Raw genomic sequence first — 10,688 nt, 5'->3', positions numbered from 1 at the left:
AGCTCAGCAGTGGCATCGCTGCACTTCACAAAGCCCTCCTTGGCGTAATAGTAGTAGCCGCCCTTCCAGGAGCCGGAAAGAATGATGTCGGCATCGGTTTCAGACACGATATACTTGAGATTGGCCACAAACGCCGGGTCTATCCTGGGATCGTTGTAATGGTATTCATCGTTATTGAGCACCCCGTCCACATCCAGAAAAATCACCTTGTTAAATGGCGAGGCCTCCTGGTGGTAAGGTTCTTCCCACCAGAATGACCAGCCGAAGGTATACTCCAACTCGTAGAATACCAGATTGAGGATGCGGACTTCCCCGGCGCATACGGGGGAGTTCTGATTGGGCACCCGCTTGCTCTCGTCAAATAACACAAACCGCCCCCAGAAATCCCCGCTTAAATCCTCCCGGCTCACCATGGCATAACGCGGCGGCTTCTTCTGACCTTTCAGAATGTCATTAACACGGGACACCAGCTCCCCGCGATCCGCCATAAACACCACATCCTGGACTCTGGCAAGACGGGATTTCAAAAGGACGGTAAGCTTTGCGGCTTCATCCTCCGGGAATTTTGCGGAAGCAAGGAGTACAGAGTGAGCCAGCTCCTTTTTGGAGGCATCGTGTTCGGCGCAGAAATCGGTTAAACTACCCACCGCGCTGCCTTCTGTGAGCCTGCTCAGAAAGAAAAGCGCCTCATTTCCGAGAGCGTTAAGGTATTCCGTGTCCTCCTGCTCCCGGGCGGCTCTTGCGACTTCCCGGGCCGCCTTCTCATCCTCCGAAAGATCCTCATCTTCCGCGGTCTTTCTGGCCTGGCTTCTTACGTAATAGCTGAAAGCTTCCTTGCTTTTAAGAAACGTAAGGCACTCCTCCCGGGAAAACTCGGGAGGCACAGGGCCGGTTTCAGTTAGGGTGTCGCAGTCCAGAAAGAGGAGCTTCGGGCTTACTCTGTCCGGCCATGAGGATTCTTTTGTCATATCTTTTGTCATACCATGTTTTCCTGAATTGACGCCGAAGAGGATGTTCCGGGGTATAACCCGGGACTTCTTCCGGCGGAATATTGAATATAATTTCTTTAGCGGTGAAATTCTAACACAATGGATATGTATCCGTGTATATCATGACTGAACACGTTAATAATATGCATAAGGTTGTGTAATATATCACAAATTCTGCTTATTATGAGCGCCGTCCGAACCTGATTCGACAGTACTTCCGGTTGTTTGCTTATTCACGTTAAATACAGGTGGGCTGCCAAAGGGTAAGATACAGCAAATGCCGGCAAACAGGATGAAAAGACGATCTGGGCGAGACCGGGACGATGTCGGGCTATTTTGGAAATCACAATTTTCCCGGGCGTCTTCCCTCAACGCAGCGATTTCCGAAAGCAAAAAAACTCCCGGGATCGCCGAGAGTCTTTACGTTTCGCATTTCAGATTTTGTGAGCGGGGTTTAGAAAGATCTGGAAAGAAATCCGGCCCCCTTCCCAAAAGCAGGCCTGCTAAAAGAGCGCCGCCTCCTCGGGAGTCAGCGGACGGTATTCTCCCGGAAGGAGATCCTCGGGAAGAGCAATGCCGCCAATAGCGATTCTTTTCAGGGAGATAACGTGATTGCCCTGAGAAGCGAACATTCTCTTTACCTGATGGTAGCGGCCCTCGTAAATGGTAAGCCGGACAAGGTTCGGCGCCAGGATTTCGAGATCCGCGGGCAGCGTGGGAGTCTTTTCCCCCCGGAGAAGCACCCCGGCGGCAAAGATTTCCTTTAATCCCGGATCTGCCGGGTTTTCCAGCTCGGCCTCGTAGACCTTGGGACACTTGCGAGAAGGAGCGGTAACCCGGTGGGCCCAGGCTCCGTCATCGGTGACAAAAAGAAGCCCTTCCGTATCCAGATCCAGCCTTCCTACCGGAAAAAGTCCTCCGGCTTCATTCCAAAAACAGGACATCACCGTGGAATGCTCGCTGTCGTCCGTGGCGGTAATTACGCCCCGGGGCTTATTCAGCATAAAGTAACGGGGCGCTTCCCGGGTAACCACCTCAAGATCCTGCTCGGCATTCCGCACCTGATCCGCTCCCGACACCTTCAGGGCGGCATCCCGGACAGGCACGCCGTTAACGGTGACGAGCCCCTTTCTTATGAGGATCCCGGCTTCCCGGCGGGAGCAGCCGTAATTCTGAGCCACGCATTTATCAAGTCGGATGGTTTCCACGGGGATCTCCTTAGCTATTCCTTCTGGCTGCTGTCAGGGGCAGCGGATGCGGCGGGTTCCGGAGTAACGCTCCTTGCCATAAGACCGGCGGCAATGGCTCCGGAAATGTTATGCCAGGCGCTGAAAATGGCTCCCGGCACCTGAGCCAGGATCATGGCCGGGAAGCAGGTAGCGGCCAGAGCCGTGGCAAGGCCGGAATTCTGCATGCCTACCTCGATGGTGATGGCATTCCGCCGGGGAGCCGGAAGCCGGAGAGCCCAGCCCGCTAAGAAGCCCATGAGGTAGCCGATAAGGTTATGGAGGATCACCGCCAGAATAATAATGAAGCCTTTTTCCAGCAGACTCTCTCCGCTCTTGTCAATGACAAATCCGATAATGAGACAGATGCCGATGCAGGAGATCAGAGGGAGTCCGGCAGTTAAGTTAGCGGTGAACTTCCGGAAGAAGCGGTTCAGGAGCATGCCGAGAGCAATGGGAACAATGACGATCTTAATGATCCCCACAAACATGCCTAGGGCGTCCACGTGGATATCCGATCCCCCGATGCTGTCCGAATAGAGTCCGGTATAAAACATAGTAAGGAGCGGAGTCAGCACGGGCGCCAGCACGGTGGCAGCGGCGGTCATGCCCACGGACAGCGCCACGTCTCCCCGGGCCATGTAGGTCATGACGTTGGAGGCGGTGCCGCCGGGGCAGCAGCCGGTGAGGATCACCCCTACCGCCAGCTCCGGCGGCAGCTGAAACGCCAGACACAGGAGAAAACCGGCAAGAGGCATTACCATAAACTGCGCCGCTTCCCCCACCAGCATGTCCCGGGGTCTGGTGAACACCACCTTGAAATCATCAAAGCGGAGGGTCATGCCCATGCCGAACATAATCACCATCAGGAGATTGGTTACGTTCAGCTGGCCTCCCAGAAAATCCGGATTCCCCATGAAGGAGGTGAAGCTCCCCCGGACAAAATAGGCCAGCAAGGTTACCAGAACGGCGTAAAGAGCCATGTAACGCCCGACATGATCTGAAATGCGTTTAAAAAAAATAAAGACCGGCCCTTCCTTTACGGCAGGTTCCGGAGCATTGTTTAATGAATTTGGCATGGTGTATTTCTCGGATGCTTGAAGATAAACAGAAGAAACAGAAAATCGTACGCGATCAGTTAAGCCGGTGCATGTCCAGCAGGGAAAGCGCGCTGGAGATCATTTCCGAAGAAAGCTCCTGTCCCGCTGCGGGCTTCACAATGTAATTCGGGAGATCCTCCAGCCGGGAAATCACAAACGGCGGACGTCTTTCGATCCGGCCCAGCGCCGCCTTGCGGTTGGCCAGCACCAGGATCACCCGGGGGGTGATATTAATGGGCCGGAAAAAATCCTGCATGATCTGCTGCTGCCGGGTGATCTGTTCCTCGGGAGAATTGAGAGGCACTCTCCGGCCGTGCTCGGTTTTGCTCCATTCGCCGTCCTTATTGATAAAAAGCACCAGACGGTTATTGACGCCCTCGGGAGTGATGCCGAAGGCCTTGGTTTCCAGGATAAACATACCGCTGGGGCCGATAACCACATGATCCAGCTCCAGCCGGAGACTGCCCTCGATCTCAAGATAGATGCCGCTGACGGACTTGTATTCGGGAGGCAGCTTTTCGAGAACGTCCCGCACTGCCTTTTCCCCGATATTGCCGGCGGTTTTGATGCGGCGGTCGGTTTCGGAGAGATGGCGATCCACCCGAAGCTTGCCGCTGCGCTCCTCGTAATTGGGACGCTCGGTGAGTCCGGACACCCCGAGATTTATCAGAAATTCCCGGAACTGTTCCTTGGAGGTGGTGTAGAGTCTGGGGGTAGGCACAATGACATTCAGAAACATGCCCTTGAGAGTGCCCAGCTCCTTCCCGGTATAGGAGTAGATCACCTTCTTGCGGCCTCGGTGCCGCACCCGGGATCCGGGATAAAGCCGGAGAAACTCCATATAGTCCAGGAGCATCTTTTCATCTACTCCCGAGGAGATCCGCATCTTCCATTCCTCGAACTTGCGGGCATCAGGGAGCTTCTGCGGGGCGTGGGTGTTGTGCACGGTGCCGGATACGGCATTCTTGTTTCTCCGGCGCCGGAATAAAAAAGAAAAGAGCCGGCGGCCCGGGCGCTTCCGGCGGGGGCCGGATCCGGACTCCTGATCCGGACGCAGTCTGTTCTCCCGTCCCGGCTTCCCTCTGCTGCCGATATAGCGCCAGACCAGAGCGGCTGCCAGCAGCGCGGCCAAAGCGGCAATAACAATCAGGAGGGAGGTACTCAACATGGCTCGCTTCTCATATCACTGAGCGCTCCGGAATACAGGGCCGCATCTCTCAGGACGGGCCGGAGGAAATCCCGGAAGCGGAAAATTCAGGGGGATTTTAAAACAAATTCCGGCGGTTGTAAAAGGAAGCCCTTCCAGATCCGTGACGTCCGGAATCGCTTTTCAGGAAGGGTAAAGAGATAGCAATCCGCCGTAAAGCCGCCGGGATCCGTCAGGCGATCTTATGAAAAAACGCCCTGCCGGCCCGGGAGAACCGCCGGGGTGCGTTGGGATCCCGGGACACCGGTTCCATAAGCGCGGAGGCATCGGGAATAGCGGAGCCATGGACAGAGCTTATGGTTACCGGGACTTCCGGTGTGCCGTCCTCAGTATCTGCGAGCTGACTCCGGATCAGCTCGGCCTTCTTGTTAACCATGAGCTCCTTGGATTTGTCGGCATTGAACATAAACACCAGAAAATCCCGGGATCCGATGCGGCAGATATAGTCATCGGTTCTGAAGGCCTGGGTGAGAGCCCGGGCGATTTTCTTAAGGGCGGCGGCAGTGGCATCATCCTCTCCGCTGCTATCCTGAGCGGGGATCTCTTCGCTTTCCGGAGAGTCCGCGGTTACCAGCAGGAGCCAGGAGGATTTAATATCCATGGCGGACAGAATAAGCTCGCAGGCAGAGCGGTTGTAAAGTCCGGTAAGCTCATCCATGGAGGCCTTGTAATTCAGCCGGGCCAGTCGGTGGTTGTTCTTGCGGAACATCTGGTTATAGGCGCGGGCCAGGAAGCGGAACTCGTTGCTGCCCGACTCCTGCAGGGGACTGTCGGATTTGATCTTCTCGGCGGCCCGCAATACCGGAGTGATGCCGAGATAGGAAGTCAGGAGGATCATGCCCATAATGGCCAGCACCTGAATGGAGATTACCCAGCGCTCCCGGGAGATCTCCGAGAAATGGCTGTCCGCGGAGGCCTTTTCCGCCCGGTCAGTGATGAGGTGGATTTCGGCAAGGCTTTCTGACATGCTGTTTCTGATCTGTTCCTTCTGGTGATAGTAGTTCTCGCTGAAAACGTAGGACTGGGCCAGACGGAGCTTTTCGGGAACGGAAAGCGCCTGATCCTCAGCTCTGACAGTAATGGAACTCAGGCTGTCGGGCACGGGCTCGCCGGGCTTGGTGCTCAGCACCAGCAGCATGGCGTAGTATTCCTGATACATCAGCTTTTTAGAAATCCCCATGGCTTCTCTGAGCTTCATGAGAGCCTTGGAGGCTTCGGTGATTTCCGCCATGTGATCCACCGCATTTTCCCTTCGGCGGGTAACATTGGCTTCGGTAAGGTAGTTTTCCAGATAACGGCGGTTACCGGAAATGACATAGCGCTGGGCGTTTTCCGTAAGATAATCCGAGGCATTTATGAGGCTGGCGGCGTCATTTTCGAGGCTGTGATGCTTGGTTACGGCTTCGGACAGCGCGGTAAACGACGATGACAATGAAAACGTCGAATAGATCATGAGAGCAGAAACTGCCGAGGCTGCCAGGATGAGACAGAAGTTCAGGTTTCTCAGGGAAACGCCATTTTTGCCGGTGTTGGTCATAACTGTTTTTCGGGTCTGTGTCACAGAAATATACAAAAAAATCAAAGGATGGCTAAATTATATCACTCCGGAGGAGATGATTGCCACAGGGATAAAATCCCTTCCTTGAAAACATCCTGCGTCCGTTTTCGGGACAAATAAAAAATCCCCGGAGTCCGGGGATCTCTGAGAGACAGCCGCATATCAGCGGAGATTCAGCACGTCCTGCATGTCATAAAGAGCGGGAGCCTTGCCGGAGAGCCATGCGGCAGCTCTGACCGCGCCGTTGGCAAAGGTCATTCTGCTGGAGGCCTTATGAGTGATCTCCACCCTTTCGCCGTCCTGGGCAAAGAGAACGGTATGATCTCCCACAATGTCGCCGCCCCGGATAGCGGAGAAGCCGATGACCCCGTGAGGTCTTTCCCCGGTGATGCCGTCCCGGCCCCGCACGGAGATATCGCTGAGGTTCCTTCCCAGAGCGTGAGCCACGGCCTCCCCCATGCTGAGAGCAGTGCCGGAGGGAGCGTCAACCTTATGGCGGTGGTGGGCTTCGATGATTTCAATGTCAGCGGTATTGCCCATGACCCGGGTGGCCATATCCAAAAGCTTGAATACCAGATTCACCCCGACGCTGAAGTTGGAGGCAAATACCACCGGAACGGTCTTGGCGGTTTCGGAAATCACCTTCTTCTCTTCGTCGGAAAACCCGGTAGTGCCCAGCACCACGGCCTTGTTCCGGGCGGCGCAGAAGGCGAGGTCGCTTAAAGAAGGAGCCGGACGGGTGAATTCGATAAGAATGTCAAAGTCCCCTGCTTCAGCAAGAGATGAAGCAATGGTAACGCCGTTTTTGCCCACGCCGGCGATTTCCCCGGCATCTGCTCCGATCACGGAGGAATCGGGTGCCTCGGTGGCAGCGGAAAGAACGCAGCCGGAATCCGGAGCGCTGATAGCCTGAACCAGGCAGCGTCCCATGCGTCCGTTAACGCCGGCCACAGCAATTTTAATAGCCATGTCTGTATTTCCTTAACAAATCAGAGAATTTCAAGAAGTTCCACATCAAAAATCAGAGCGGCCTTGGGCGGAATGGTGCCGGCGCCGCTGTCCCCGTAGGCCAGATCAGAGGGGATGGTGAGGCGGTATTTGGAGCCGGTCTTCATAAGCTGCAGAGCCTCGGTCCAGCCCTTGATCACCTGAGTGACGCCGAATACGGCAGGTTCGCCGCGTTCCACGGAGGAATCAAACACCCGGCCGTCGGTGAAGGTGCCATGATAATGCACCTTTACCTTGTCATCGCGGGTGGGGATCTTGCCGGAGCCTTCCTTAAGCACCTCATACTGGAGTCCGGATGGGGTTACGGTAACGCCTTCCTTCTGAGCATTTTCCTTAAGGTACTTCTCGCTGGCAGCCTGAGAAGCTTTGGCAAGCTCCTCCTGCTCCTTTTTGAGCTTTTCGTTAATGGCCTTGAAGGCGGCGGATATTACCGCATCATCAAGTCTGAGAGAGCCCTGAGCGCCGTCCTTGATGCCTTCCAGAAGAGCCTCAAAGCTGAAGCCCGGGAAAAAGCTGAGCCGGGAGGCTACCTGAACCCCCAGACCATAGCTTACGATTTCTTCGGTAGTTTTAATTTCCATTATCTTTTCCTAAAACAGGGGATGCATGCTGCAAAAACTGCCCCATTGTAACAGCTTTTCATGTTCGGAGGGAAATTTATGAGGCCGGAGGAAGGCCGCATTTAAGGCCTGCGGTTACCGGCAGGAAACATGACGATCATGAAAAACGAACGATTCCAGATCCGGTACCGGAGGCAAGAGTATTCCCAGTGGGAGCAACCTAAATGCGTGAAGGAATGTCTACAAAGCAGTTTTTTCGGAGCATCTGAATAAACACCAAATGATGACGGATCGAAAGATGCTGAAAATCACCATGGTCTTACTGCTTGGTTATTACCTCAATTCGGCAATCATGCTTTTTTGTTTTTTCATCATAATTGATGCCGGCAAGCAATATGTCTCCGGAGTAATTTTCAAGAACAGCCGGATAATTGCGGTTTTTGATTTGCTCCAGAGCACCCCCGGAAGTTTTGTTCCATTTAAGCTCTATTACCAGAGCTTTAAGGTAAGGGTATGCTCCTCCGGGAATATATACCACATCTGCAAGTCCTTTTCCGGATGGAAGTTCTTCAATCCTCATATAATGATCCGCGCAAACAATGTAAGCAAATTTAATTACATAGCGGAGCGCCTGTTCATTATTATAAAAGGCTGGCGCATAGTTGGTACCTCTGATGCTGTCAATGGCCGCGGCCACGGCCTTTTCGTTGCCGTCAAGGGTGTCCTGAAGAAGCTTTTCGGAAGCGGTAACCAGCTTCTGAAGCTTTGGATGCCGAGGATGTCTGAGAAGGGTCTCAAATTCGTTTTTTAATTCTTCATTTGGGATATACGCTGTTCCGGCGCTGCTGTCATAAGTCAGATACCCCAGATGGATAAGAAGAGTCATTACGTCGTCTCGGGAAGTAATGACTCTGATGTCATTCTGAAACACTGATACATCCACTGGGAGATGCTCACCCGCAATGAGCCGCAGAATATCCGACTGCAAGCTTTCAAAATCCATGCTGATGTAGGTTATAAGGTTTTCGGCAGCAGAAGTCTGTTTCCAGTAAGATGCGAATTTTCTTCTTTTAAAAGCCCTCATGACAGAATAAGGATTGTATACTGAGAGGCCGTTCAGCGAATAGCCGTCGTACCATTTTTTTGCTTCGCTGAAATCCAGGCCGTGTTCCAGACAAAGCGTTTGCACTTCAGCTTCGGTAAAACCTGTATAAGGCGCATAGGAATCAGTGTCGATAATCGTGTATTCGATGAAGTCGGAAAGAGCGGACTCCGATTTGCCCTTTTTAATGGGAAGAATGCCCGTCATGTAAGCCGCGGCAAAGATTTTTGACGCGGTAGTACTACCCTTGAACAGTGTCCTCAAAAAGGTAAGATAATCCTTTGCTATTTCAGGAGTTTCCCGAATTGGGGCATCCCATTCATCTATTATCATAATGAATTTAGGACTTCCGGCTTCTAAGGCGTTTAAGAGAGTACCGTCAAATGAAGTTCCCCTTATTGCAGTTGGATATACCGCAAGCAGCTCCTGTGTAATATTTTCCGTGATAAAGGAAATCATATTACTGGGTTTTGTGTTACCAATGATGTTTGTCATGTCAAGAGAAATGACATTGTATTTGTTGAGATGTGTTTCGTACGAAGGCGATTTGCTGATTTCCTTACCGTCAAACAGAGCTTTGGAATCGCAGGAACAATCATAGTAGGCAGAGATTGTTTTAGCGGCGATGGATTTTCCGAAACGCCGGGGACGGGATACGCAGATCAGCTTGTCCAAAGTATTAATGCTGCCATTAATCAGAGATATGATGCCGGTCTTGTCAATGTAGCAGGAACTGTTAAGAATTTCCTTAAAGCCATCATTGCCGGGATTGAGATACATGCTCATTTTATCCTGTGTTCTCCCCTGTTCTGTCGTATTTGCCCGCCCTTTTGTCGTCCCGGTACGCAGTTAAGCCGGAAGGCCTTGCGAAACAATGCGATTCTGATTTCCCCTGACAAGACAGCCCGGGATGTCCTGTCATCATTGCCTGATTGACGCCTTCACTGCCACCCATTATTGCCATAACACATGAACAGCTCAGGCAATGGCCGGCAAAACGGCTGAAAACGTCGGTTTAAATCATGTATTATTTTTTCAGTATCCAAAATCGATCTCTAAATCTTTGACTTCCCAATACCCTTTTCTTGCTCCTCCCTTTCTATTTAAAATTCCAAGTTCTCTTAACTGTTTAATATTATATTCAATAGTTCTTTGAGGTATGCCTAACTGTTCTGATACGGCCTTTAGTGTAACAAAAGTATCAGACTTGATTATTGAAATAATTTTAAATTGCCTAGAAGGTAGTTTAATCCTCTCTTTAAATTTATTATGAACTTGCGCAGATGTTTCGGCATTGCGGTGATCTTGCGGCGATACTTCGGTAATATTGCGGTGATCTTGCGGTGAATTCTCAGAATTGCGGTGATCTTGCGGCGATACTTCGGTAATATTGTGGTGATCTTGCGGCGAATCCTCAGAATTGCGGTGATCTTGCGGTGATACTTCGGAAGTTTCTCCGAAGTTATTCCGAAGTTCCTCCGAAGTTTTTCCGCTAGTTTGATCTGCATCCAGTGCAGTCTTTCGGAAAAGATTCACCCGAAAAGCGATAGACGAATCGATAAACCTGGGAGGAGGAAGCTTAAAATCTTCGGCAGCCGACTTTATTCTGCGAAGGCCGGTTCCCCATGATTCGATAAGGCCCATCTGACAAAAAACGTTTGCAATAATACGGTTTCGTAATGTTGAATGCCCCTCAATCGCTTTGTCAAGGGTTAAGCCTTTATATAATCCTCCGGGGGAAGTAACCTCCAGGCGATCATCGTACACTGCTACCTGAACAGAGGACGGTTCGTTATAGTTACGATGACAATGAGCATTTATTATCATTTCCCTTATGGCATCCTCCGGGAGTTCGTATGACTCTACTCGGCGAATGCCTCTAATTTCAGCCCCGAGTCTGATGTTTCTCAGCACAAACATAACGGCTTCCTCTATCTG

Annotated in this window: 9 protein-coding genes; all 9 read right to left on the bottom strand. The window is 52.0% G+C overall.

Translation table 11 applies throughout. From position 1 onward, the window contains the following. On the bottom strand, positions 1-980 hold a 980-nt coding region (locus ACJROR_RS07395), incomplete at its 3' end, for an HAD domain-containing protein (RefSeq protein ID WP_406546561.1). Between the two features lie 512 nt (positions 981-1,492). Beyond that, on the bottom strand, positions 1,493-2,197 hold the full coding sequence (locus ACJROR_RS07390) for a pseudouridine synthase (RefSeq protein WP_406546560.1): 705 nt from the start codon (positions 2,195-2,197) through the stop codon (positions 1,493-1,495). A gap of 14 nt (positions 2,198-2,211) precedes the next feature. Further along, on the bottom strand, positions 2,212-3,294 hold the full coding sequence (locus ACJROR_RS07385) for a bile acid:sodium symporter family protein (protein WP_406546559.1): 1,083 nt from the start codon (positions 3,292-3,294) through the stop codon (positions 2,212-2,214). Positions 3,295-3,349: 55 nt separating this feature from the next. After that, the gene (locus ACJROR_RS07380) at positions 3,350-4,483 is read right to left on the bottom strand and encodes a nuclease-related domain-containing protein (RefSeq protein WP_406546558.1); all 1,134 of its coding nucleotides are present in this window, start codon (positions 4,481-4,483) and stop codon (positions 3,350-3,352) included. A 211-nt stretch (positions 4,484-4,694) separates the two neighbouring features. Beyond that, positions 4,695-6,059, bottom strand: coding sequence for a GGDEF domain-containing protein (locus tag ACJROR_RS07375; RefSeq protein WP_406546557.1), 1,365 nt, complete (start codon positions 6,057-6,059; stop codon positions 4,695-4,697). A gap of 183 nt (positions 6,060-6,242) precedes the next feature. Then, entirely contained in the window at positions 6,243-7,049 is an 807-nt protein-coding gene (gene dapB, locus ACJROR_RS07370) for a 4-hydroxy-tetrahydrodipicolinate reductase (protein WP_406546556.1), read from the bottom strand. 20 nt (positions 7,050-7,069) lie between these two features. After that, positions 7,070-7,669, bottom strand: a complete 600-nt coding sequence (locus ACJROR_RS07365; RefSeq protein ID WP_406546555.1) for an FKBP-type peptidyl-prolyl cis-trans isomerase — start codon at positions 7,667-7,669, stop codon at positions 7,070-7,072. 298 nt (positions 7,670-7,967) lie between these two features. Then, positions 7,968-9,530 (bottom strand): AAA family ATPase, encoded by a 1,563-nt coding sequence (locus ACJROR_RS07360; RefSeq protein WP_406546554.1) that lies wholly within the window; start codon positions 9,528-9,530, stop codon positions 7,968-7,970. A gap of 255 nt (positions 9,531-9,785) precedes the next feature. Further along, the coding region (locus ACJROR_RS07355) for an ATP-binding protein (RefSeq protein ID WP_406546553.1) at positions 9,786-10,688 on the bottom strand (903 nt) is incomplete at its 5' end.

It is taken from the genome of Succinimonas sp. (assembly GCF_045225735.1).
Taxonomy (GTDB): domain Bacteria; phylum Pseudomonadota; class Gammaproteobacteria; order Enterobacterales; family Succinivibrionaceae; genus Succinimonas.
The sequence above is the reverse complement of the archived record's forward strand: the minus strand, read 5'-3'. Positions and strand labels throughout refer to the sequence as shown.